Raw genomic sequence first — 22,590 nt, 5'->3', positions numbered from 1 at the left:
TGCAACGTTCTGAAAAGGGACCGTCATGGACTTTGCCCCATCGCCACGCGCTGCGGAAATCCGCGAGCAGCTGAAACGCTTTATGCAGGCGCATATCTACCCTCGCATCCGTGCTCATAAGGAAGAAATTGAAGCAGGCAAATTCCCGGTCTCATTCATGGAAGACCTCAAGGCGCTGGCCCGGGCCGAAGGGCTGTGGAACCTGTTCCTGCCTTCCTTGCGCGACGATGAACCCGGCACCCGGCTGAGCAATCTGGAATACGCCCCGCTGGCCGAGTTGATGGGGCAGGTCAGCTGGTCCTCTGAGGTGTTCAACTGCAATGCGCCGGACACCGGCAATATGGAGCTGTTGCACATGTTCGCCATGCCCGAGCAGCGCCAAGAATGGCTGGTGCCATTGCTGAACGGCGAAATCCGTTCGGCCTTTGCGATGACGGAACCGGATGTGGCCAGTTCGGACGCGACAAACATCACCACCTCGATCCGGCGCGAGGGGGATGAATATGTCATCAACGGGCGCAAGTGGTTCATCACCAATGCCTGCCATCCGAACACCAGAATGTTCATTGTCATGGGCAAGACCGATCCCAATGCCGACAGGCATAAACAGCAAAGCATGGTGATCGTGCCCAAAAACACATCCGGCCTGGAGATTGTCCGAAACCCCACGATCCTGAATATGCATGACCCCGAAGGCCATGCCGAGCTGCTGTTCAAGGATGTACGCGTGCCGGTCGGCAATCTTCTGGGCGAAGAAGGCAGCGGGTTTGCTCTGGCGCAGGCGCGGCTGGGGCCGGGACGTATCCATCACTGTATGCGCTCAATCGGGGCCGCAGAGATGGCGTTGTCGCTGATGGTTGAACGCGCGCAAGAACGGAAAACCTTTGGCAAGCAACTATCAGATCAAGGCGTAATCCGGGAATGGATCGCGAAATCGCGGCTTGAGATCGAACAGGCACGTTTGCTGACCCTGCAGGCTGCGTGGAAGATTGACCAGGTGGGCGCCAAGGCGGCGCGGCGTGAGATTTCCCTAATCAAGGTGGTGGCACCCAATGTGCATGCCGCCGTGACCGACCGCGCAATGCAGGTCTTTGGTGCCATGGGGATGACGCCGGATACGCCGCTGGCCGACAGCTATACATGGGCGCGGGCATTGCGATATGCGGACGGCCCGGACGAGGTGCATCTGCAAGCCATCGCGAAACAAGAGATCAAAGAGTCAAACTTCGGGATGTCAGCGCAATGGCTGACTCCGCCGCCGCGTTGAACGCTTACTTTCCTTTCCAGACCGGGTCGCGTTTTTCCGCAAAGGCGCGCGCGCCTTCCAACTGATCTTCGCTGGCATACAGCACATCTACCGTGCGCAACTGGCGCTTGGTGATGCGGTTCATAGCATCCTGGAACTTGCTGTCCTCGGCGTCGCGCACGACCTCTTTGATCGCGGCGTAAACCAGAGGAGGGCCCGAGGCCAGCAGCCGCGCCAGCTCCCATGCGCGGGCCATCAGCTGATCGGCGGCGATGATCTCATTCACCAGACCCCAGCGGTTGGCTTCTTCGGCATCGAACCAGCGCCCGGTCAGCAGCAACTCCATCGCGATATGATAGGGGATACGCTTGGGCAGTTTGACGCTGGCCGCATCCGCAACAGTGCCTGAGCGGATTTCGGGCAGGGCGAATGTGGCATGTTCGGCCGCCAGGATCATATCAGCCGACAGGGCCAGTTCCAAACCGCCGCCACAGGCGATCCCGTTCACCGCTGCGATCACCGGCTTGTTCAGATCGCGCAGTTCTTGCAGGCCGCCGAACCCGCCAACGCCGTAATCGCCGTCAACTGCATCGCCATCGGCAGCGGCTTTCAGATCCCAGCCGGGGCAGAAGAACTTTTCGCCCGCGCCTGTCAGAATGGCGACGCGCAGTTCGGGGTCATCGCGAAATTCGGCAAAAACCTCACCCATTCTGCGGCTGGTGATCAGGTCGATAGCATTGGCCTTGGGCCGGTCCAGCGTCACCTCAAGGATCGCTCCGTCGCGTCGGGTTTTGATCGGGTCCATGTCTCAGGCCTTTCTAATCAGGGCATCCACTGCAACCGCCGTGTCGGGCGTGCAGAGAAGCGGGTTAATTTCGACCTCGCCAAGCGTGTCGGCATTTTGCATGACATAGGCCTGAACGGCCTGAATTGCGGTGATGATCGCATCCATATCAGCGGCAGGTTGGCCGCGATAGCCCGCAAGTAACGGGGCTATTTTCAACTTGGCCAGTGCGGCGCGGATATCGTCGGATGTGCTGGGTACCAACAGCGACGCGGTATCGCGTAGCACTTCGGTCAGCACACCGCCTGCACCCAGCGTCAGGACGAACCCATGCGCCGGATCGCGGACGACGCCGATTAAAAGCTCGACTACGGTACCGGTGATCATCTCTTCGATCAGCACCTCATCCGTCCCGATATCGGCGGCCACATCGGCCACGTCGTCAACCTGGACGCCAAGGCATACTGCGCCGTGTTCGGATTTATGGGCCAACCCGATGCCTTTGATGGCAAAGGGCGCGGTCATATCCGACGCCGCAGCGCGTGCTTCGTCAGCGCCCCGAACTGTGCGGTTCTGAGGGACACGCAAGCCACACACTTCCAACGCTGATTTCGCCTCGGCCTCGGTCAATGTACGCGTTGCCTCGATCGTGCCGGGCAGGCAAACTACGGCCTCGGCGGGTGCTTTGACCTGACCCGCTGCACGGGTGGCGCTAAGCGCTTCTTGCAGACCCATAAGAGGGGCGACGCCACCGGCCATAAGGTCTTGCGCGATGTCCTGGGGCAGAAGTTCAGGCAGAGTTGCCGCGATAGCGAAACGAGCTCCGGTCTCGGCCCGCACTTTCAACGCCGCTCGCGATGCGCAGGCCCAATCTGTCGGATCAGTGGTCGGGTAATCGACAATCGAGAAGGTCAGGTCGATATCTTCGCCTGTCATTCCCGACCACGCCCGCGTCATCGCACCCTCATCGCGCCAGATATAAGTGTGGTAGTCCAGCGGGTTATTCAAAGCGACCATCGGACCAAGCGCATCACGCAGTTTGGTTTTCTTGTCGTCAGTCAACTGAGGGAAACTCAGACCAGTGCCAATGGCCATATCGGCGATTAAGCTGGCCTCGCCCCCCGAGCAACTGATCGAGGCGATGTTGCCACCCGGCAATGGCCCGTAGCAGTGCAACAGTTTCAGCGTTTCCAGGAAATCAGGCAAGGCAGACAGGCGCGGTATGCCCAACCGCTCCAGAAGCGCCTGCGCCCCGGCGTCGCTGCCTGCCAGAGACGCGGTGTGCGACACGGTTGCCGCCTGCGCCTGTTCCGACGCGCCGACCTTGAGCGCTATCAGGGGGATGCCCTTTGCATGCGCCTTAGCGGCTAGCGCCTCCCACTGTCGGATATCCTTGAACCCTTCGATATGTAGGCCAACGGCGGTCACGCGCGGGTCGTCGATCAGGGCCGAGGCAATCTCGGCCTGACTGGTTTGCGCCATGTTTCCGCAAGCCACCATATAGGCAATCGGCAGCGCGCGTTTCTGCATCGTCAAGTTGATCGAGATGTTCGAGCTTTGCGTCAAGATCGCAACGCCCTTGTCCACCGGCGTTGCACCATGCTGATCCGGCCATAGCAGCGCCCCGTCGAGCGCGTTGATGAAGCCGTAACAATTCGGTCCCAGAATAGGCATGTCTCCTGCGGCGGCTAGCAGCTGCTCCTGCAGGTCCGCGCCGGTGTCATCTTCGGCCACTGCTTCGGAAAAGCCCGAGGCGAAGCATACCGCCCCTCCGGCACCCATGGCGGACAGGGTCTGTACCGCCTCAATCGTGGCGTGTCGGTTGATGCCGATGAAAACGGCGTCCGGGGCCTGTGGCAGGTCTTCCAGACGGGCGAAAACCGTGTGCCCAGCGATATCACTTGCCTTGGGATGGACCGGCCAGACCTGGCCGGCATAGCCCATGCGTTCCGATTGCAGGATGACCTGCTGACACCACGCCCCACCGCCGATAACGGCAATGGATTTCGGGCGTAGCAGCCGGTTCAGATCTTTGCTCATCTTTAGGCGCCCAAGGGACGCAGCAGATCGCGGCTGATGATGTGGCGCTGAATCTCGCTGGTGCCGTCCCAGATACGTTCAACTCTTGCATCGCGCCAGAACCGTTCGATCGGGAAGTCATCCATCAGACCCATGCCGCCGAAGATTTGCAGTGTGGTATCGGTCACCCGCGCCAGCGTCTCGGAGGCATAGAGTTTGGCCGAGGCGATCTCACGGTTCGATGGCAAGTTCTGGTCCAGTCGCCACGCGGCGGCGAGGGTCAGCCAGTCTGCAGCGTCGATCTCGGTGATCATGTCGGCGATCTGAAAGCCGACGCCCTGAAACTTGCCGATGGGTTGGCCGAACTGCTTGCGTTCGGCCGCATAATTCAGCGCATAGTCAAAGCACCGGCGCGCGCGCCCGACTGAAAAGGCCGCGACCGTCAGCCGGGTGGCATAGAGCCACTCATTCATCACCGCAAAGCCGCCGTCGACCTCGCCCAGAACCTGGGCATCGGGCAGGCGGCAATTGTCGAAATAAAGGATGTAGTTCTTGTAACCTTTATGGCTGACCGAGTTATAGCCCTCGCGAACCTCGAACCCCGGCGTGCCGCGATCCACGAGAAAGGTGGTGATCCGCTTCTTTGGACCTTTCGGGGTCTCATCGACCCCGGTTGCGATGAAGACAATGAAGAAATCCGCGTGTTCCGCGCCCGAGATGAAGTGTTTCGAACCATTGACGACCCAGTCCCCGCCATCGCGCACGGCCTGGCATTTCATGCCCCGCACGTCCGACCCGGCATCCGGTTCGGTCATCGCCAGCGCGTCCATTCTTTCACCACGCACGGCGGGCAGCAGATAGCGCTCGCGCTGATCATCGTTGCAGGCCATCAGGATGTTTTGCGGACGGCCAAAGAAGTGGGTCAGCGCCATGGAACCGCGGCCCAATTCACGTTCGACCAATGTGAAATCCAGATGCGACAGACCAGCGCCGCCGACTTCTTCGGGGAAGTTGCAGGCGTAAAAGCCAAGGTCGATACACTTCTGTTTGATCTCTTCGCCCAGCTCTGACGGCACGGTTCCGCTGCGCTCCACCGCGTCTTCGTGGGGGTAGATCTCTTTCTCGACAAAGCTGCGGACCGTTGAAACGATCATTTCCTGTTCTTCTGACAGACCGAATTGCATGGCGCGTGTTCCCTGGCTGGTGGTTGACGAATGAAACGCCACAGGTCACGGTCACGACATGCAAAGTTAGCCGCTTAGTATGCAGAGTTAGAAAAAATTGTCCCAACGCTATAACATTCTGTTGTTTGATGGGTTTTCGAACCACTGCCTCGCCAACATGGTCGAACCGCTACGGGCGGCCAACTCGTTGTCGCGGCAGACGCTGTATCTCTGGCGATTCTGTTCGTTGGATGGCAAGCCCGTGCAAAGTTCCAGCGGGCTGGTCGTCACGCCGCATGGGGCCTTGCACGATCACAGCGGCGATGTATTGGTCGTGATGCCATCTTACGGCTATTTGTCGCTGGATACCCGTGCCACCACGCGCGCCCTGCTGGCGGCGGCGCGGGCCCATCCGCAAGTGGCCGGGCTGGATACCGGCAGTTGGCTACTGGCGCGCGCTGGCTTGCTGGACGATCACCGCGCGACGATTCACTGGGATGAGCTGTCGCGGTTCGAAGAAGCTTTTCCAGCAGTCGACGTTGTGCAGGAACGCTTTGTCATAGACGGCAACCGGTTGACTTGTTCGGGGGCGATGGCGGCCTTTGATCTGGCCTCGGCCCTCATTCGTCGGGATCATGGCCCGCTACTGTCGATGGAGGTAGCCCACCTGCTGATGAGCCGCAGCGCGACCGATCCCTATGCCTTACCTCTGAAATCCGAAGATACGCTGGTCAATCGCACGTTAACGGTGATGCAGGGGAACATAGAAACACCGCTGACGATCCGGGACGTTGCCCGCAAACTTGGCTGTTCGCAAAAGAAGATCGAGATGCGGGTTCAGGCCGAATTACGCACCACGCCGCAGGCACTGTATCGGCGCCTGCGGCTGACTATGGCCCGGAAACTGGTCGAGGAGACCGAACAAACCATCGCGGAAATTGCCGGTCGCTGCGGGTATGAAAACGCCAGCGCCATGACCCGTGCGTTCAAGGCCGAATTCGGGCGAACCCCGACTGCATTCCGCAGCGGGGCGCCGAATTGATGCAAAGTTTGGCGAATTCAGACTGTCGCACCCTTGATGCGGATGACCGAACCCAACGTACCTGCGCACAGGCCGATGACGACGGCGATTAACAGTTCGACCATACTGACATTGGCAAAGTTCCAATGGGCGAAGATCACCGTTTCCAGCACGCCGACCACGGCCCCCATCAAGCCGCCCAGCCACAGGCGGCGGGTCATCATGCCAAGCGCAAGGCCCAGAATGCCCGGAAGGCTGATGATGTTGGCCCCGATTGTTCCCAGAAGTTCCAGCATATCGTGCCTCTCTTTAGTCCGCGCTCTTGTTCAGAAATGACCGGATCTCATCGCTGCTATCTGCAACCTGATGCGATTGTGCGCCCGTTGTCTCACCGGCCAGCTCATCCGTAACTCTCTGGTATTCCTCAAGGTAATCCGAAGGCAGGCTGTGCGCGATGCCCTGGTGGCAATCGATGCACGTCATGTTGGTGTCGATGGCGCGCTGGTGTTCGGATGCGGCGCGAGTTTCCTGAATGGTGAAATCCATATAGTCGAAGTTGTGGCAATTGCGGCATTCGCGGCTGTCCGACGCCTTCATCTTTTTCCAGACGGCCGAAGCCATGCTCAGACGGTGCGCTTCGTATTTTTCGGGCGTGCTGATGGTTCCGGCCAGTTCGTGATAGACGTCTTTGACGGCCATGATCTTGGCCTTGATCTTGTGGTTCCACTCATGCGGCACGTGGCAGTCGGAACAAATCGCGCGCACGCCGGAATGGTTGTTGTAGTGGATCGTTTCGCGATATTCGCCCAGATTGACCTCCATCGTATGGCACGAGGTACAAAACTCCTCGGTGTTGGTCAGTTCCAGTGTCCAGTGGAACCCACCCCAGAACAGGATGCCGGCCAGAAAGCCCGCTAGGATCAGAAAGCCCGAGCTGAACGCCACGGCCGGTGTCCAGATCCAGTTCCAGAGGCGGCCAATCCAACCGCGTTTTTCGGGGGAGTCTGCCATCTTGGTGCTCCTTTCAGACATGCGTTGGATTAGTTGCCAGAAGAGGGTTCAAACACGTTGTCGACCAACGCAGGCGCGTCTGCCTGAGGCACGTGACATTGGTTGCAGAAATAGCGGGTGCCCGCAATGTGATCCAGCTCGTTGCCGTCGCGATCCAGATAGTGGGTCATCGACAGGGTCGGAGCGTTGCGTTCACCTGCCTTGGTCCAGTCGTGGCAGGACAGACACTGATTGGTGCGCACGTCGATCTGGTATTGTTCGATCGAATGAGGAACCAGCGGCGGTTGCTGGCGATAGTTGCGCTGCATGCGCCCTTCGACATTTTTGTGGATCTGATCGAGTGGAATAAGCTCATCCACTTCCGCCCCACGCAGGGTTTCCACTTGGGCCGACTGGGCAAGGGCGAACCCGCTCAGGAGCAAAACGGGGATCAGGGCCATTCCGCCTGTCACGATTGATTTTTTCATCTTGGCACTCCCTTAAATAGGTCTGGCTGCGCGCCGGTCGGGCGCGGGAACTGGATCGGAAGGCGCGGCGACATGGTCGTCGAACCGGTGAGTAAAGGTGAAGACATCGACAGCGCATACGTCGATGCAGCGGCCGCAATTGGTGCAGTCCGGGGAAAGGATCAGTGGCGTTGTCCCGGGCTTGCCCTTCAACGCGGGGGATATGATTTGATTTTCTGGGCAGACGGCATAGCAATCCATGCAATCGTCACAGGCCGCCCGGTTTGCGGCGCTGACTCGCAGCAAGCTTTTGCTGCCGATCAGACCATAGAAAGCGCCGACCGGACAGATATGACCGCACCATCCGTGGCGCGCGACGAACAGGTCAAAGATAAAGATCGCAGCAACCATGGCCCAGACAAAACCCGCGCCAAAAATCAGCCCGCGATGCAGCATGGTGATGGGGTTGATCAGCTCCCAAGCGATCACGCCGGTCAGGCCCGACACGACCAGAACCATTGCCAGTACCCACAGGCGTGCGCTGCGTTTTGGTTGCCAACCTTTCGGCAGGTCCAGTCGCCGGTGCAGCCAATTGGCGGCGTCGGTTACCGGGTTGATTGGGCAGACCCACGAGCAATACACGCGGCCCCCGATCAGCGCATAAGCGACCAGAACGATCAGCCCGCCAATCAGAGCGGTCAGTTCGGGCCAATGCCCGGCAATGATGCTTTGCAATACGATAAACGGATCGGTCAGAGGCAACACGCCAAGGGTCAGTGACCCGGCCAGTGTGCCTTGCACGATCCAGATGCCGAACCAGGGGCCCAACAGGAACAGGACCAGAAAGAACAACTGGCTGGTGCGACGCAGTAGCAGAAAACGATGCGCTCCGATCCAGCCTTTGGCTTCGATCGCTTCGTGACCGACAGGAATATGCGTGCGCGCGCTCATTGGCCTACCCCCGGCAGGTCATATGACGGTGCAAAGCCGCCCGGTGTGGTCAGGTTGTCTGTGCCCGGTCCCGGCAAGCGGTCGGGCAGATCGATCAAGCCGTCCACCAAAGGCCCGCCATGGGCCTCTTTTTCTTCCCAGCCTTTGCGATAGTGGTCGGCCGCGCTGCCCCGCGCCAGTCGTTCCGGTAGAACCTTGATGGCAGCTTCCGGTAGGACACAGCTTTTTTCGCACATGCCGCAACCGGTGCAGCGCTCGGCATGCACGGTGGGGATGAACATCGCATGATGGCCCGATCGGGCGTCATGGGCCGCTTCCAGCGTGATCGCGTCATCAATGACGGGGCAGACGCGATAGCAGACGTCGCAGCGCAGGCCCTGAAAGTTCAGACAGTTCTCCTGATCGACCAGAACGGCAACACCCATTTTCGCGTCGTCGATATTGTCCAGCCCCGGGTCCAGCGCACCTGTGGGGCAAGCGGCAACGCAGGGAATGTCGTCGCACATCTCACATGGCACATTGCGCGCCGTGAAATAGGGGGTGCCGGTGGCCACGGCATCCACCCCAAGTTCGGCCAGTTTCAACGTATCGTAAGGGCAGTCCCGCACGCACAGCCCACAGCGGATGCAGGCCGACAGGAACGCCTCCTCAGGCAGTGCGCCGGGTGGACGCAATGACTCGGCCGGTAACGCACGGGCATCACGGGCCAGCCAGGCCAGCAAAGACCCTGCGACCACGCAGCCGCCTGCCGCGCGCGCCGAATCCTGCAGGAAACGGCGCCGTTGCGGCGAGAGGGGGGTACCAGCCAGAGACATGGGGGCTACCTTTGCGATCCGGGCCGGTTACGCGCGCTCGACCTTGCAGGCGCACTTTTTATAGTCGGTTTCTTTCGACAGTGGGCAGGTCGCGTCCAGCGTCAGTTTGTTGGTCAGCTGGTGTTCGTCGAACCACGGCATGAAGACCAAACCGCGCGGCACCTTGTTGCGTCCGCGGGTTTCGACCCGGCTGGTAACCTCGCCACGGCGAGTGGACAGAATGATCTCTTGCCCGCGGCGCAGACCCCGATCCTTGGCGTCCTGCGGATGCATGTAGACGACAGCGGATGGGAAGGCGCGGTGCAATTCCGGCACCCGGCGGGTCATCGAGCCCGAGTGCCAATGTTCAAGCACACGTCCCGTGGACAACCACAGATCAAATTCTTCATCCGGCTCTTCAGCCGCGGGTTCGTAGGGCGCAAAGATGATCTTGGCCTTGCCATCCTTGTGGCCGTAGAATTTTACGTCAGCCCCTTCGGGAACATACGGGTCAAAGCCTTCGCGGAAGCGGTATAGCGTTTCTTTGCCATCCACGACCGGCCAGCGCATACCGCGTGCCTGATGGTACATTTCGAACGGAGCCAGATCGTGCGCATGGCCGCGACCGAATTCAGCGTATTCTTCGAATAGACCTTTCTGAACGTAGAACCCAAAGTGCTCGGCGTCGTCGTTATGGAACCCTTCTGCCGTTTCGGACAGCGGGAACTGATCCACCTTACCGTTGGCATAAAGCACGTCGAACATGGTCTTACCGCGATGCTCGGGCATCTTGGCCAGCAGTTCTTCGCCCCAAACCTCTTCAACCGTGAAGCGTTTGGAAAATTCCATAAGTTGCCACAGGTCGGACTTGGCCTCACCTGGGGCCTGCACCTGCTGCCGCCAGAACTGGGTGCGGCGTTCGGCGTTGCCATAGGCGCCTTCCTTCTCGACCCACATGGCGGTGGGCAGGATCAGGTCGGCAGAGACGGCTGTGACGGTGGGATAAGGGTCAGAGACAGTGATGAAGTTTTCGGGGTTGCGATAACCGGGATAGCCTTCTTCGTTGATGTTGGGCGCGGCCTGCATGTTGTTGTTGCACTGCACCCAATAGGCGTTCAGCTCACCATCTTTCAGCTTGCGGTGTTGCAACACAGCGTGGAAGCCCGGTTTGGGCGGAATGGTACCTTCGGGGATGTTCCACGCAGTTTCGCAAATCTCGCGGTGTTCATCATTCGCCACCACCATGTCGGCGGGCAGGCGGTGGGCAAAAGTGCCGACTTCGCGTGCAGTCCCGCAAGCTGACGGTTGACCGGTCAGCGAGAAGGGCGAGTTGCCCGGTTCGGAAATCTTACCCACCAGCAGATGCACGTTATACATCAGCGAGTTCACCCAAGATCCGCGGGTGTGCTGGTTGAAACCCATAGTCCAAAGGCTCATGACCTTGCGGGTCGGGTCCGCATATTGCTGCGCGAGCTTCTCGAGCTTATCCGCCGGAACGCCCGACAATTCCGAGGTGTATTCCAGCGTATAGGGCGCAACCGCTTCGGCGTATTCTTCAAAGCTGATGCTCTCAAGCGCGCCAGAGTTCGGGTTTTCTGCCTCTTGTTGCAGCGCGTTGGTTTCTCGCAGGCCATAGCCGATATCGGTGGCAGTCTTCGTGATGTTGACGTGATTTCTGACGAAATACTCGTTCACCGCGTTGTTCTGGATGATGTAGTTCGCGATGTAATTTAGGATCGCCAGATCGGTCTGTGGTTCAAACACGATGCCATTGTCTGCCAGTTCGAACGAACGGTGTTCGAAGGTCGACAGCACGTGGACTTCACATCCCGGCTTGGTCAGGCGGGTATCGGTCAGGCGCGACCACAGGATCGGGTGCATCTCGGCCATGTTCGAGCCCCACAGCACAAAAGTGTCCGCGTGTTCGAAATCGTCATAACAGCCCATCGGCTCATCAATGCCGAATGTGCGCATGAATCCGACAACGGCGGATGCCATACAGTGCCGCGCGTTGGGGTCGATATTGTTAGACCGGAATCCGGCCTTCATCAGCTTTGAGGCGGCATAGCCTTCCCAGATTGTCCACTGACCCGAACCGAACATTCCAACACTGGTCGGGCCTTTCTTGGCCAGGGCCTCTTTCCACTTGGCGGCCATGACGTCGAAGGCTTCGTCCCAGCTGACCGGCTCGAATTCACCGTTTTTGTCGTATTCGCCATTGGTCTTGCGCAGTAGCGGCGTGGTCAGACGGTCCTTGCCGTACATGATCTTGGACAGGAAATAGCCCTTGATGCAGTTCAGGCCACGGTTGACCGGCGCGTCCGGGTCGCCTTGCGTGGCCACCACACGGCCGTCCTTGGTGCCGACTAGCACCGAACATCCGGTACCGCAGAACCGGCAGGCCGCCTTGTCCCAGCGGATATCGGGGGCCCCGGCCTGCGCGTTGGCCTGACCGGTGGCCAGAGGAATGCCAGCGGCTGATGCAGTGGCAGCGGCCGCTGAGGCCTTGAGAAAAGTCCGGCGAGATTCTGATGTAGTCATAGCGTGAGCCTCCGGCTGGTGGTTTGGCTTTGGGCATCGGGATGCGGGGTAGCCTCCGCAAGTTCCTCGAAATGGTGATAGGTCAGCGTCAGTGAGACCACTCCGGGGATCTGATGCAAATCCATGATGATCTCGGACGCCAGGTGATCTGATGTGTCTTCGACGACGACGACGAAACGGCCGTCTTCGGCCTGGGCATGCACCTCGACGCCTGGTGTGTCGCGCATCGTTTGCGCCGCGGCCTCAGCTTGGTCAGGGACGATATGTACAAGGCAACCGCAAATATTCATTGTATCGCTTCCGTTTTAGATGTGGGCTGACGGTCAAGCGCGATGGCATTGACAGGGCAGGAGGGCACGCAGGCACCGCACCCAATGCAGGTGTCGGCATCCAGCGAAGGCTCGGCCCGACCGCCCAGTTGTAACCTGAAGCGGATGGCATTCTGTTCGCAATTATCCTGACAGACGCGACAGCTGACCCCGTTCATGGACAGGCAAGAGGATGTCTCGATCGCCGCGCGCCAGGGCCAGTCCGGCAGGCGTTCGATTTGCAACGCGTCTGTCGGGCAGACCGTGGCGCAATCGCCGCAAAAGGTGCAGGGGTTTTCACTGGGCTTAAACACGGGGAAACCGTCCTGACCGACGACAATCACCGTTTCCTGACAGGCGTCGACGCAGTCGCCACATTTGGTGCAGTGATCCAGGAAACCCGGCACATGTGATCCCGGAGGACGGACAGTGCTGCTGTCCTCCCGACATACTTTGGCGCTTAGAAACGCCCGACGACTGGTCATCTGGCTCATTTGGCTGGACTGTACGCGCTTGATTCCCTTACTAGGTTATCCCAATAGCGATTTCGAATGTGATGAATCTTGATCCAGATCATTATTGAAACATTTATTTTTCGCCTTTTCGCCAGTCACCTGACAGTTGAAGTTGTCCAATGCTGCTCAGGCGGTGGCTGCACCAACGGCTAGAACCAAGACGGCGCGGCGCAGAGTTGGGTTTGAGTATCATTTCGAAACAAACTATGCTGCGTCGCAGAAATCGACTCGGCCACTGGCAGAATTTTACGGTGGTGCCGCATGTGTTTTCGATGGTTAGAGGACAGGCTCATGGTGACCAATGTGCAGAAGACCTCGTTGAACCTTCGGTCCGAGACGGCTGAAAATGCGGCTGCGGTTCAGGACCGAACGGTTGATATCGTAACCCGCGCTTTGGATCGGTCCGGCGTACAATGGACCCTGTTGTCCCAATCCGCCCGGCTGCAATCGACGCGGATTATCGAAACGCATTCAGAGCGGACCCGAGATCTGATGCAGGGCTTCGCCGAGGTTTCGCAGCGCATTGCGCGTTCGCAATCGATTGTCGACGATTGGACAGCTTATCTGAAAGACGCCACCCAGCGCGTGGTGCTGACCATGGACGCGCTGCGTGAACGCGGAGACGTTTTTCTGGAGCATGAAGCCGCGGGTTGCCCGCCGGTGCTGATCTATGACTATGAGGTCATCGTCGACGGGGCGAACCTGAAACGCCCCTGCAATTACCAACTGCTGCGCATCCTGCCGCCCAAAGGTGTAACCATTGACGACACCCGGCGTCCCTACATCATCATCGATCCGCGTGCTGGTCATGGTGGCGGGATCGGTGGATTCAAACCAGACAGTCAAGTTGGCGTTGCCCTGTCAAAAGGGCATCCGGTTTATTTCGTCAGTTTCGGACGAGACCCTGTGTCGGGGCAGACCCTTGCCGACGTCATGCATGCCGAGGCCGGGTTCGTGCGCACTGTCCGCGCGCGCCATCCCGACAGCCCGCAGCCGGTCGTGGCTGGCAATTGCCAAGGTGGCTGGGCCACTTTGCTGATGGCCGCCTGCAACCCGGATCTGACCGGACCGCTGATCCTGAATGGCGCCCCCATTGCGCCATGGTCGGGCGAGGTAGGAGAAAATCCGATGCGATATAACGCCGGTGTTCTGGGTGGCACCTGGCAACCGATGTTCTGGTCGGATGTTGGAGCGGGCCTGTTCGATGGCGCCAATCTGGTGATGAATTTCGAGCAGCTGAACCCCAGCCGGAATTATTTCGGCAAGTATTTCGACCTCTACCGCGACCCTGACGGCGGTCGGAAACGCTTCATTGATTTTGAGCGCTGGTGGGGTGGTTACTTCCTATTGAACGAGGCCGAGATTCACTGGATCGTCGAGCAGCTGTTCGTTGGCAATCGGCTGATCAAGAACACCGCGCAGTTGGAACCGGGCGTGCCGATCGACATCAAGGCGGTGAAAGGCCCGATATTTGTCTTTGCCAGCCAAGGTGATAACATCACCCCGCCCCAGCAGGCACTCAACTGGATTGCCGCCACATACGCAGATGAAGAGGAAATCCGTCTGCGCGGTCAGCGGATCATCTACATGTTGCATGATGAGGTTGGCCATCTGGGCATTTTTGTTTCGTCCAAAGTGGCGCGTAAGGAACATACGCAGATGGCTTCGACCCTGGAAACGGTCGAAGCAATGGCACCAGGCCTCTACGAGATGGTGATCGAAAACACCCAAGGCGAAGGCCAGGATAAACAGTTCGAGGTTCGGTTCTATGACCGCACGCTCGGGGATGTAGCCGCGTTGGACGACGGCCAGCAGGATGAGGCCAGCTTTGCCGCGGTGGCCCATATGTCCGAAGTGCAGGCGAATGCGTATGAAACCTTCGGGCGCCCTTTTGTGCGGTCCGTGTCGACACCGATGGGCGCAAAGGCATTGCGTGATCTGCACCCTCTGCGCGTTCAACGCGCGGCGATGTCCTCGGACAATCCGGTGATGAAGGGGGGTGCGCAATTAGCCGGGATGACGCGCGAACTGCGCGCCCCGGCGACAGCTGATAACCCGTTTCTTGAGATGGAAAAGCTGACCGGCGACTGGGTCGAACAGGCCATGGATCTGAGTCGAGACCTGCGCGACGCCTGGTATGAAGGGATGTTCTATGTGCTTTGGGGTGGTCCGCTGGCCGCGTGGTTCGGCAAGAAGAACGCTGCCCACCGTACCTTGCCTGATCCTGAAACCCTGAAAGCCCTGCCCGAGGTTGAGGCAGCATTGGCGCATATGAAACAGGGCGGGCTGCCCGAGGCCGTGATCCGGTTGTTGCTGTTGCTGGCCTCAAGCAACCAAAGTTTTCGGGCTGAAATTCTGCATCGCTGGGCGCATGTGTTCCAACATGAGGCCCCGTTCAGGGATCTCACCGTCGAAGACCGCCAACGCATGTTGCGCGAACAGACAGTGATTGTCACTTTTGACGAAAAGGGTGCGATCGATACGTTGCCCGACCTGTTGCCGCGGGTTGCTGACAGAAAACAGGCGGTTGATCTGCTCAAGCGTGTTCTGGGTGAAATTCCGAACCCTTCACCTGAGCTTGTCGAGATGGCACAAGCACTGTACGACACGCTTGATCTTGCTGAGATCAAACAGAAAACCGGAACTCGGTCCAAACCTAAAGGGCGCAGTTCGGCTGCTGCGAACAAGGCCAAACAGAAATGAAAATAACAGAAAACCGCACCTACACGCAGATCAAGGTCGGGGACGTGGCGCAGGTGACGCGCTTATGTACGGTCGATGATCTTTATGCCTTTGCCTCGGCCTCGGGCGATCATAATCCATTGCATCTGGCGGGATATGATGGCGATGGCGACGGCCACCCCGAGGCAGTGGCCCCAGCCCTGTGGCCTGCCGGTTTGATTGCGGCAATTTTGGGCAATATCCTGCCCGGCGCGGGCACCCAGGCGCGGTCGGCGAACCTGTCTTTTCATGCGCCTGTTCTGGCTGATGACGAGGTGACAGCGACGCTGACCGTGACCGAAAAGCGGGACGACGGTGATTTGCTTTGTGCGACCGAAGTGCGCCGCGTGGGCGACAACGCTCTGATCCTCAGTGGTGAGGTGCAAGTGACGCCGCCAGCCAAACACCTGACGTTTGACTCGGTTGACGTGCCCGGCCTGATCGTTCAGCGCCATCGCCATTTCGATGCACTGATCGCAAAGGCAAAGCCTCTGGATCCGATGCCCACAGCCGTGATCGCCCCGGAAGAGCCGAACTCGCTGGGCGGCGCCTTGCTAGGGCATTCCAAGGGTATTATTGCGCCGATCCTTCTGGGTGATCCTGACAAAATCGTTGCTGCAGCCGCCGAGTTGAAGGCCGATTTGTCGAGTATCGAGATCATTGAAGCCCGCAGTCATGAAAATGCGGCCCATCGCGCTGTGGACCTGGTGGTTGAAGGTAAGGCGCAAACCCTGATGAAGGGGCATTTGCACACCGATGTTTTGCTGCGAGCGGTTCTGCGTCGGGACAAAGGTCTGCGGACAGGCCGTCGCTTGTCGCATGTGTTTGTGATGGATGTGCCAGGCTTTTCACGGCCCATCATGGTGACGGATGCGGCCGTGAACATCGCTCCGGACCTCGAGACCAAGGCAGACATTGTGCAGAATGCCATCCATCTGGCACACTCGATCGGGATAGAAACACCAAAGGTTGGCGTCTTGTCGGCGGTTGAGACGATCAACCCGCATATGCCCTCGTCTGTGGATGCGGCGCTGTTGTCGAAAATGGCCGAGCGGGGTCAGATCACCGGTGGGCTGGTCGATGGCCCACTGGCGATGGACAACGCGGTTGATCTGAAGGCGGCGCGAACAAAGGGCATCAAGTCCGCCGTCGCCGGGGCGGCGGATATTCTCGTGGCCCCGAATATCGAAGCTGGCAATATGGTGGCCAAACAGCTGACTTACATTTCCCATGCCGAGGCAGCGGGAATTGTGGTAGGTGCCGCCGCCCCGATCATTCTGACGTCCCGAGCGGATGATGATGCCTCGCGGTTGGCTTCCTGCGCGGTAGCGGCGCTGCATGCGCAGGCAAATAAGGGTAAAATTCATGGCTGACCATGTGCTGGCGCTGAACGCCGGGTCGTCTTCGTTAAAATTCGGGCTGTATGAACTGGTCGAAGGCAATCGCCCCAGCATGCGTTGGCACGGCCAGATCGAACGCTTGGGGGATGCGCCGCGCTTGTTGGCGGAATCTGCCGGGGGCCGCTCGATCAACCAGGCGCTGACGGATACCCAAAGCCATGACGAGGCAATCCAGGCCTTTCTGGACATGACACGCGAATATCTGCCGGACATCCAAATCCGGGCCATAGGTCACCGGGTTGTGCATGGGGGGACGGTGTATTCCGAACCCGTGCGGATCGACGACAAGGTTCTGGATACTCTGGCCGGGTTCATCCCCTTTGCGCCGCTGCACCAGCCATTCAGTCTGGCCGGTATCCGTGCAGCCAGCGCCGCCTTTCCAGACACGGTTCAGGTGGCCTGTTTCGACACCGCCTTTCACCGCACCCATCCATGGGTCAACGATACCTTCGCCCTGCCGCAGAGCTATTATGACAAGGGCGTGCGCCGGTATGGCTTTCACGGCCTGAGCTATGACTACATCACGCAAAAGCTGAAAGAGATCGCGCCCAGCCTGTATGATGGCCGCGTTGTCATCGCGCATCTGGGCAACGGCGCGTCGATGTGTGCTGTGTCAGGCGGGCGGGCTGTGGCGTCGACCATGGGTTTTTCCGCATTGGACGGCCTGCCGATGGGCACCCGCAGCGGTCAGCTGGACCCGGGTGTCGTGCTGTACATGATGCAGCAGGAAGGGATGAGCGCGGATGAAATCGCCGACATGCTCTATCGTAATTCCGGCCTGCTGGGTCTGTCGGGGATGTCATCGGACATGCGCACCCTGCTGGCCGCCGAAACGCCCGAGGCCCGCAAGGCGATCGATTATTATGTCTTTCGCATTCGCCGAGAGCTTGGCGCCATGTCTGCTGCGCTGGAAGGGTTGGACGCGCTGGTGTTCACGGGCGGCATTGGTGAGAATGCAGTACAGATCCGTCAGCGGGTTTGTGACGGGATGCGCTGGATCGGGATTGAAATGGATCCCAACAGGAACGCCGACAATGGCACGGTTCTGTCGACCGATTTCAGCCGCGTGCGCATTCTGGCAATTCCCACGAACGAAGAGATGGTGATCGCCCGCGCCGCCGCCCGGATGGTGCAATAGTCGCTATTGCTCGGGTTTGTCTTTGCGACGCTTGGCGTATTTGATCAGCGTACTCAGAATGGCGCTGATAACATCGGGTGTCAGGGCACCCAGCGGGTCGCGCCGGATGCCTGTCACGGTGTTACGTGCGTCGGACAGAGTGTCTTTGATCTCGGTTTCGATATCTAACAGTGCCATATCGCGCAATTCGACCGCGGCTGTCGTATCCGCCTGCGCGTTCTGCGTGTTGGCCATCAGAACCAGGATCACACTCAGCAACAGGTTGGCCCCAGCCATGATCAGCGCGGCCAGCGGTTTGGACAGGGTTGCTGACAACCAGAAAAAACCGGCCACGTTCAGCATGATGACAGCCAGCCCCACGGCCAGCCCCGCCGCAGCGTAAAAGCCGGTACGCCGTGCGGCCACGGCAACATGGCGTTGGGCAATCAACCGTTCGGCTCGCAGAATGATCGAGATATTACGGGAAATGCGGCTCATGTTCAGGCTCCTACCGGGATCGGCCTAGCAGATAGCCAAGCGTAAAAATGCCAAGCGCAAACAGGATCGGTCTTTTGTGCGGCAGATCCTCCAACTCGGTCAGGGCTTCTTCAAGCTGTCCGGTCCAGTTGTCGATGTTCTCGGCAACCCTGTCGGCCACAGTATCGTGTGGTTCCGGCCTTTGTGTCTGTTCACGGGTCGCAGTTTGCTCGGCCAGTTGGCGGCGCAGATCGGCAACTTGCGCTTCAAGCTCGGCTTTCGTGACCATTGGATTGGCCCCCTAACAGTTGTTGCGCTAACAGGTCAGGGTTAGAACCCCCACCCACGGTTTCGCAGCCCATGTTAATGCGTTTTTCCGGTTTAAGAAAAGGGACTTATCATTTTGCCGGTCAGGTCAGCCTGAAAACTGCGTATCAAGCGTAGTAATCCGCGACCAACAGGAAATCCGGCGCGACGTCTTCTTCGATGGTTGCAAAGCGCGGGATCGGGTCTTCGAACACGTTGTCGGTTCGGTCGTCATTGACGGTCGAGACCTCGCCAATCAGGCAATCGCCTTGTTCGGCCCAGAAGGCGTGCCATATGCCGGGCATCAGAGTGACGCTTTCGCCGGGTTTCAAGCGAAGCAACTCACCGGGCCGAATTGTGACGGGGCAACCGTCGCTGGGCACGACAACAGGATTTTCACGGTCGATACCGCCTTGCGGGTCCGAGGCATAGATCTCCATCACCAGATCACCACCGCCGCGGTTTATGATGTCTTCGGCTTTCACAATGTGGCGGTGCATTGGCGACAGCTGTTTGTCTCGCGACACCAGCAGCTTTTCGGCATAGAGCATGCCCCGACCGCTGTTCAGATCACCCACATCGCCGTTGCGCAAGGTGAACAGGAACAGGCCCAACTCATTAAAGCGACCCTGCCCGTAATCGGTGATGTCCCAACCCAGCCCGCGTTCGCGAATGCCTGCGGCTTTGTCACTGCGCATTTGGTCAGGCGACCAATTGGCAAAGGGGGGCAGGACCGCACCGAAGGAGCGTATAAAGGCCTCGGCTTCGGTTTTGATGGCGTTGATGTCAGAACGTTTCATTTAGATCTCTTTGGGGTTCAAAGCTCGTGCGCCCAGGGCGGGTTGGCCCCGGCGCGGGAAACGGTGATGGCTGCAACCTCTGCGCCTTTGGCCAAAGCGGCGCGCAGGTTTTCGGTACTCAGGGTGCGCAGCGCGGTTTTGGTCAGGTGCCCACCGCGCTCCAGCTCGGCCAGCACACCGGCGTTGAACGTGTCACCTGCACCGACGGTATCGACAACTTGAACCGTTCGAACGGGGACTGAGGTTTCGGACCCGTCCGCCAGATAGCCTGACGCGCCGTCACCGCCACGCGTTACAATAACCACGGCAGGCCCGGCTTGCAGCAACAGCGGCACTTTCTCAGTGATGCTTTCCGGGCCGGGAATGATCCAATCCAGATCCTCGTCCGAGACCTTTACGATATCCGCCTGTGCGATCATCCGGTTCAGACGGGTGCGATACCGGGTTTGATCCTTGATGAAATCGGGCCGGATATTGGGATCAATCATCACCGCCCGATCCGCCCCTTGCCGGTCCAGCAATGCGGCGTAAGCGTCGGCGCAAGGCTCGCAGGCCAGGCTGATGCCGCCGAAATACAGCGCCGAAATAGCGGGGAGCTGATCCGGCATATCCTCGGGCATCAGCATGCGACCCGCCGAGTTTTCGTCGATAAAGCTGTAAGAGGCGTGCCCGTCCTTCAACTGCACAAAGGCCAGCGTCGTGGGGCGATCTGCTCGGATCACATGGCTTGCATCCACATGGCTGGTCTTCAGGGCATCGGTCAGTTGCTCTCCGAACATATCCGAAGACAGACCGGTCAGCAGCCCAACCGGCGACCCCAGCCGCCCCAAGGCAATGGCAGTGTTAAAGACCGCGCCACCGGAATGGGGCACAAATCCATCACCGCCCGAAATGGTCGGGGTGGCGATCATGTCGATCAGGGCTTCACCGCAGCACAGGATCATGCCGGGTCCTTTCTGTCTTGTGGGATCAGGCGGCCATATTAACGCGCGAGCGCACTTTTACAGAAATTGTTAGCGCCAACAATGCCAAATTCGTCCTGTTCCGAAACATACAGGCTCATTGACCTTCGCAAATCGGTAAACCGCCCGCCCGCGTTGAACGCATCGCGGAAGGCTTCCTTGAAGAGCCAGCGGTTTTTCTCGGCCACACCGCCCACAAGGAACACACCGCCCACAGGCATCAGCACGACGGCAAGATCACCCATCACTGCGCCCAGATGGGTGGTGAACATATGCGCCGTTTTTTCGGCGATCGGATCTGTCTGCGCGCGCGCGTCATCAAGAATGTCCTTGGCGCTGCGCATTGGCGTGTTGGTCTGTCCTGCGGCCATGCTTGCAGCTTGATAGAGGACCGGCAGACCTGTGCCGCTAAGGAACATTTCCGCCTCAAGCACCAAAGTTTCATCAAAGAAACAATCCGGCGCGATGTGCCGGGCGGCTTTGAAAATCTCGACCTCATCCACATGGCGCGGTGACAGGCCAATATGGCCGCCTTCACCAGATGCGGTGTGATACCGGCCCTCAGAATAAAGCAACGCCCCAACCCCAAGACCTGTGCCGGGACCGACAACCAACCGGGTGCCAGGGGGTGGGTTCGCGGTGCCTTGCAACACCTCGACATCATCGCCTGTGATTTCGGCCACCGACCAAGCAGCGGCGGTAAAGTCGTTGATGACAAAGGTATGCTGCGCGCCCGTGGCCTTGCCGATATCACCCTCGGACAGGTCGAGCTTTGCATTCGTCAGGCAGATCTTCCCGTTCTTCACAGGCCCGGCCCCGGCGGCCACCACGGCGCGTGGATCGGTGCCGATCTCATCGCGCAGGGTGTGAAAGGCGTTAAGCAATTCTGGCAGGGTGCCGGTTGGGTATTTGCGCAGATCGGTCAGCTTTCCGTCAGCGATCACGCCCAAGCGCGTATTGGTGCCGCCGATATCCGCGACCAAGTTCCAATGCGCGCGGTTGGAAGCAGTGGGTTGCAATAGGGGCAAAGAATCTGATTTTCCAGACAGGGTGGTTTTTAAGTCCTTGGTAGACATTTCAGATTGCGTTCCAGTTATGAGAATTCTATGTCAACAAAGCCATTCTGGCATAGTCGATCGTGTGCCCGAGCATCCCGATCCAGACGTGAACAGAACTCTGCGGGGAAATCGATGCAAGTGTAGTGCATTGTAGAAGCCTGTCGGAACGCATTGAGATGCCAACTAACAGTTCAGCCATCTGCAATCCAGTTTTAAACAGACCGGCTGCGGATTTGACACACTTGGCTTGCAGGAGCATCAACCCATCGATCACAAGGAAACAGGCAACCCTTACGACCCAAGACCAAGGAGTAACCTCTTGTTATTTCTTGTGTACCGTGAGAACAGATTTTGGCTTGGAAAGTAAAATAGGCGGTACCCAGCTAGGATATGTCTGACAACAATAATACTGTATTTTATCTGAATTTGATTGAAAAAGAAAATGCACTGGTAAACCAAAGGCTGCATTGGGGCATGATTTTTCAGGGTATACTGTTTGCCGCCATTTTCATTGGGTCCGGCAACAAAGGCGGTTTTTCCCTGACTGCAGAAAACATTGTTCTTACCAGCCTGGGTGCAGTAGCTTCGATGTCCTTGATTTTGGGTACCCTAGCCGCACACTTCGTAATCCGTGGATCGCAAGCTGAAGTTCAAAAGCTGACTAATCGTGTTGGTGCCGCTGAGCAAACCGGTTTGAACTCAATCCTCTTTACGGTGCTTATGCCACATTTTTGTCTTCCCGCGCTCAGTCTGGTGTGCTGGGTCTATCTTGCAACACATGCTTTGATCTCCAGTAGAACGGATAAATTGAGCAATTCAGCGCAGGACCAGTGGCAATTCCTGTTTGTTTTGAATTTCGCAGTGATATTGCTGTTCCTCGCTGTCTTTTCCACACTGGTAGTTCAGAAAGTACTTCAAAATAGGGCTACCGTTCCAAGCTAAACGCTGGG

At 58.6% G+C, this 22,590-nt stretch carries 22 protein-coding genes; 6 read left to right on the top strand and 16 right to left on the bottom strand.

Going from position 1 to position 22,590, the window contains the following annotated elements:
• The first annotated feature begins 25 nt into the window (after positions 1–25).
• Positions 26–1,267: an acyl-CoA dehydrogenase family protein gene (locus ACR0B0_RS08450; protein ID WP_480647306.1), complete on the top strand. Its 1,242-nt coding sequence runs from the start codon at positions 26–28 to the stop codon at positions 1,265–1,267.
• A 4-nt stretch (positions 1,268–1,271) separates the two neighbouring features.
• Here ACR0B0_RS08450 and ACR0B0_RS08445 read toward each other — a convergent pair whose 3' ends face one another.
• The 3 genes from ACR0B0_RS08445 to ACR0B0_RS08435 are packed head-to-tail and all read right to left on the bottom strand — an operon-like array spanning position 1,272 to position 5,233.
• On the bottom strand, positions 1,272–2,051 hold the full coding sequence (locus ACR0B0_RS08445) for a carnitinyl-CoA dehydratase (RefSeq protein ID WP_480647304.1): 780 nt from the start codon (positions 2,049–2,051) through the stop codon (positions 1,272–1,274).
• A 3-nt stretch (positions 2,052–2,054) separates the two neighbouring features.
• On the bottom strand, positions 2,055–4,070 hold the full coding sequence (locus ACR0B0_RS08440; RefSeq protein WP_480647302.1) for an acetate--CoA ligase family protein: 2,016 nt from the start codon (positions 4,068–4,070) through the stop codon (positions 2,055–2,057).
• A 2-nt stretch (positions 4,071–4,072) separates the two neighbouring features.
• Complete coding sequence (locus ACR0B0_RS08435; protein WP_170349936.1) at positions 4,073–5,233, bottom strand: acyl-CoA dehydrogenase family protein; 1,161 nt, start codon at positions 5,231–5,233, stop codon at positions 4,073–4,075.
• 97 nt (positions 5,234–5,330) lie between these two features.
• On the opposite strand from ACR0B0_RS08435, the gene ACR0B0_RS08430 reads away from it, so the two are divergent.
• Positions 5,331–6,254, top strand: a complete 924-nt coding sequence (locus ACR0B0_RS08430; protein ID WP_480647300.1) for a GlxA family transcriptional regulator — start codon at positions 5,331–5,333, stop codon at positions 6,252–6,254.
• Between the two features lie 17 nt (positions 6,255–6,271).
• Here ACR0B0_RS08430 and ACR0B0_RS08425 read toward each other — a convergent pair whose 3' ends face one another.
• Genes ACR0B0_RS08425 through napF form a run of 8 tightly spaced genes read right to left on the bottom strand, consistent with a single transcriptional unit; the run spans position 6,272 to position 12,778 of the window.
• Positions 6,272–6,529 (bottom strand): hypothetical protein, encoded by a 258-nt coding sequence (locus tag ACR0B0_RS08425; protein WP_170349935.1) that lies wholly within the window; start codon positions 6,527–6,529, stop codon positions 6,272–6,274.
• 13 nt (positions 6,530–6,542) lie between these two features.
• Positions 6,543–7,244, bottom strand: coding sequence for a NapC/NirT family cytochrome c (locus tag ACR0B0_RS08420; RefSeq protein WP_170349934.1), 702 nt, complete (start codon positions 7,242–7,244; stop codon positions 6,543–6,545).
• Between the two features lie 29 nt (positions 7,245–7,273).
• Positions 7,274–7,711, bottom strand: coding sequence for a nitrate reductase cytochrome c-type subunit (locus ACR0B0_RS08415; RefSeq protein ID WP_170349933.1), 438 nt, complete (start codon positions 7,709–7,711; stop codon positions 7,274–7,276).
• A gap of 12 nt (positions 7,712–7,723) precedes the next feature.
• Positions 7,724–8,641, bottom strand: coding sequence for a quinol dehydrogenase ferredoxin subunit NapH (gene napH, locus ACR0B0_RS08410; RefSeq protein ID WP_480647297.1), 918 nt, complete (start codon positions 8,639–8,641; stop codon positions 7,724–7,726).
• Entirely contained in the window at positions 8,638–9,456 is an 819-nt protein-coding gene (napG, locus tag ACR0B0_RS08405) for a ferredoxin-type protein NapG (RefSeq protein WP_480647295.1), read from the bottom strand. The genes napH and napG overlap by 4 nt, the downstream gene beginning before the upstream one ends.
• Positions 9,457–9,483: 27 nt before the next feature.
• Positions 9,484–11,976, bottom strand: coding sequence for a nitrate reductase catalytic subunit NapA (napA, locus tag ACR0B0_RS08400; protein ID WP_170349930.1), 2,493 nt, complete (start codon positions 11,974–11,976; stop codon positions 9,484–9,486).
• Positions 11,973–12,266 (bottom strand): chaperone NapD, encoded by a 294-nt coding sequence (locus tag ACR0B0_RS08395; RefSeq protein WP_480639298.1) that lies wholly within the window; start codon positions 12,264–12,266, stop codon positions 11,973–11,975. The genes napA and ACR0B0_RS08395 overlap by 4 nt, the downstream gene beginning before the upstream one ends.
• Positions 12,263–12,778, bottom strand: a complete 516-nt coding sequence (napF, locus tag ACR0B0_RS08390) for a ferredoxin-type protein NapF (RefSeq protein ID WP_480647293.1) — start codon at positions 12,776–12,778, stop codon at positions 12,263–12,265. Before napF ends, ACR0B0_RS08395 begins: the two co-directional genes overlap by 4 nt.
• Before the next feature lie 312 nt (positions 12,779–13,090).
• Here napF and ACR0B0_RS08385 point away from each other — a divergent pair, with 312 nt between their 5' ends.
• Genes ACR0B0_RS08385 through ACR0B0_RS08375 form a run of 3 tightly spaced genes read left to right on the top strand, consistent with a single transcriptional unit; the run spans position 13,091 to position 18,058 of the window.
• Positions 13,091–15,502, top strand: coding sequence for a DUF3141 domain-containing protein (locus ACR0B0_RS08385; RefSeq protein ID WP_480647291.1), 2,412 nt, complete (start codon positions 13,091–13,093; stop codon positions 15,500–15,502).
• Positions 15,499–16,893, top strand: coding sequence for a bifunctional enoyl-CoA hydratase/phosphate acetyltransferase (locus ACR0B0_RS08380; RefSeq protein ID WP_480647289.1), 1,395 nt, complete (start codon positions 15,499–15,501; stop codon positions 16,891–16,893). The genes ACR0B0_RS08385 and ACR0B0_RS08380 overlap by 4 nt, the downstream gene beginning before the upstream one ends.
• Positions 16,886–18,058, top strand: a complete 1,173-nt coding sequence (locus ACR0B0_RS08375) for an acetate/propionate family kinase (protein WP_170349925.1) — start codon at positions 16,886–16,888, stop codon at positions 18,056–18,058. The genes ACR0B0_RS08380 and ACR0B0_RS08375 overlap by 8 nt, the downstream gene beginning before the upstream one ends.
• A gap of 3 nt (positions 18,059–18,061) precedes the next feature.
• Here the strand turns inward: ACR0B0_RS08375 and ACR0B0_RS08370 are convergent, their stop codons facing one another.
• From ACR0B0_RS08370 to ACR0B0_RS08350, 5 genes are all read right to left on the bottom strand, one after another.
• Complete coding sequence (locus ACR0B0_RS08370) at positions 18,062–18,535, bottom strand: hypothetical protein (RefSeq protein WP_170361750.1); 474 nt, start codon at positions 18,533–18,535, stop codon at positions 18,062–18,064.
• A 10-nt stretch (positions 18,536–18,545) separates the two neighbouring features.
• The gene (locus ACR0B0_RS08365; RefSeq protein ID WP_170361749.1) at positions 18,546–18,803 is read right to left on the bottom strand and encodes a hypothetical protein; all 258 of its coding nucleotides are present in this window, start codon (positions 18,801–18,803) and stop codon (positions 18,546–18,548) included.
• Positions 18,804–18,948: 145 nt separating this feature from the next.
• A complete protein-coding gene (locus tag ACR0B0_RS08360) occupies positions 18,949–19,620 on the bottom strand; it encodes a D-lyxose/D-mannose family sugar isomerase (RefSeq protein ID WP_480647287.1) in 672 nt (223 codons plus the stop codon).
• Positions 19,621–19,637: 17 nt separating this feature from the next.
• Positions 19,638–20,564 (bottom strand): carbohydrate kinase family protein, encoded by a 927-nt coding sequence (locus ACR0B0_RS08355; RefSeq protein WP_480647285.1) that lies wholly within the window; start codon positions 20,562–20,564, stop codon positions 19,638–19,640.
• Between the two features lie 38 nt (positions 20,565–20,602).
• A complete protein-coding gene (locus ACR0B0_RS08350; RefSeq protein ID WP_170349920.1) occupies positions 20,603–21,658 on the bottom strand; it encodes a glucokinase in 1,056 nt (351 codons plus the stop codon).
• Between the two features lie 372 nt (positions 21,659–22,030).
• On the opposite strand from ACR0B0_RS08350, the gene ACR0B0_RS08345 reads away from it, so the two are divergent.
• Positions 22,031–22,582, top strand: a complete 552-nt coding sequence (locus ACR0B0_RS08345; protein ID WP_170349919.1) for a hypothetical protein — start codon at positions 22,031–22,033, stop codon at positions 22,580–22,582.
• Positions 22,583–22,590 lie beyond the last annotated feature (8 nt).

Source organism: Ruegeria sp. BA12, assembly GCF_056539625.1.
This window is presented reverse-complemented; position numbering and strand designations above follow the sequence as displayed.

Bases quoted from the DNA above. Each gene is read 5' to 3' on its own strand.
- ACR0B0_RS08375 (WP_170349925.1), top strand. From the start codon at position 16,886: ATGGCTGACCATGTGCTGGCGCTGAACGCCGGGTCGTCTTCGTTAAAA.
- ACR0B0_RS08365 (WP_170361749.1), bottom strand. From the start codon at position 18,803: ATGGTCACGAAAGCCGAGCTTGAAGCGCAAGTTGCCGATCTGCGCCGC.
- ACR0B0_RS08425 (WP_170349935.1), bottom strand. From the start codon at position 6,529: ATGCTGGAACTTCTGGGAACAATCGGGGCCAACATCATCAGCCTTCCG.
- ACR0B0_RS08420 (WP_170349934.1), bottom strand. From the start codon at position 7,244: ATGGCAGACTCCCCCGAAAAACGCGGTTGGATTGGCCGCCTCTGGAAC.
- ACR0B0_RS08415 (WP_170349933.1), bottom strand. From the start codon at position 7,711: ATGAAAAAATCAATCGTGACAGGCGGAATGGCCCTGATCCCCGTTTTG.
- ACR0B0_RS08450 (WP_480647306.1), top strand. From the start codon at position 26: ATGGACTTTGCCCCATCGCCACGCGCTGCGGAAATCCGCGAGCAGCTG.
- ACR0B0_RS08345 (WP_170349919.1), top strand. From the start codon at position 22,031: ATGTCTGACAACAATAATACTGTATTTTATCTGAATTTGATTGAAAAA.
- ACR0B0_RS08360 (WP_480647287.1), bottom strand. From the start codon at position 19,620: ATGAAACGTTCTGACATCAACGCCATCAAAACCGAAGCCGAGGCCTTT.
- ACR0B0_RS08395 (WP_480639298.1), bottom strand. From the start codon at position 12,266: ATGAATATTTGCGGTTGCCTTGTACATATCGTCCCTGACCAAGCTGAG.
- napF (WP_480647293.1), bottom strand. From the start codon at position 12,778: ATGAGCCAGATGACCAGTCGTCGGGCGTTTCTAAGCGCCAAAGTATGT.
- ACR0B0_RS08385 (WP_480647291.1), top strand. From the start codon at position 13,091: ATGGTGACCAATGTGCAGAAGACCTCGTTGAACCTTCGGTCCGAGACG.
- ACR0B0_RS08435 (WP_170349936.1), bottom strand. From the start codon at position 5,233: ATGCAATTCGGTCTGTCAGAAGAACAGGAAATGATCGTTTCAACGGTC.
- ACR0B0_RS08370 (WP_170361750.1), bottom strand. From the start codon at position 18,535: ATGAGCCGCATTTCCCGTAATATCTCGATCATTCTGCGAGCCGAACGG.
- napG (WP_480647295.1), bottom strand. From the start codon at position 9,456: ATGTCTCTGGCTGGTACCCCCCTCTCGCCGCAACGGCGCCGTTTCCTG.
- ACR0B0_RS08350 (WP_170349920.1), bottom strand. From the start codon at position 21,658: ATGTCTACCAAGGACTTAAAAACCACCCTGTCTGGAAAATCAGATTCT.
- napH (WP_480647297.1), bottom strand. From the start codon at position 8,641: ATGAGCGCGCGCACGCATATTCCTGTCGGTCACGAAGCGATCGAAGCC.
- ACR0B0_RS08355 (WP_480647285.1), bottom strand. From the start codon at position 20,564: ATGATCCTGTGCTGCGGTGAAGCCCTGATCGACATGATCGCCACCCCG.
- ACR0B0_RS08380 (WP_480647289.1), top strand. From the start codon at position 15,499: ATGAAAATAACAGAAAACCGCACCTACACGCAGATCAAGGTCGGGGAC.
- napA (WP_170349930.1), bottom strand. From the start codon at position 11,976: ATGACTACATCAGAATCTCGCCGGACTTTTCTCAAGGCCTCAGCGGCC.
- ACR0B0_RS08445 (WP_480647304.1), bottom strand. From the start codon at position 2,051: ATGGACCCGATCAAAACCCGACGCGACGGAGCGATCCTTGAGGTGACG.
- ACR0B0_RS08440 (WP_480647302.1), bottom strand. From the start codon at position 4,070: ATGAGCAAAGATCTGAACCGGCTGCTACGCCCGAAATCCATTGCCGTT.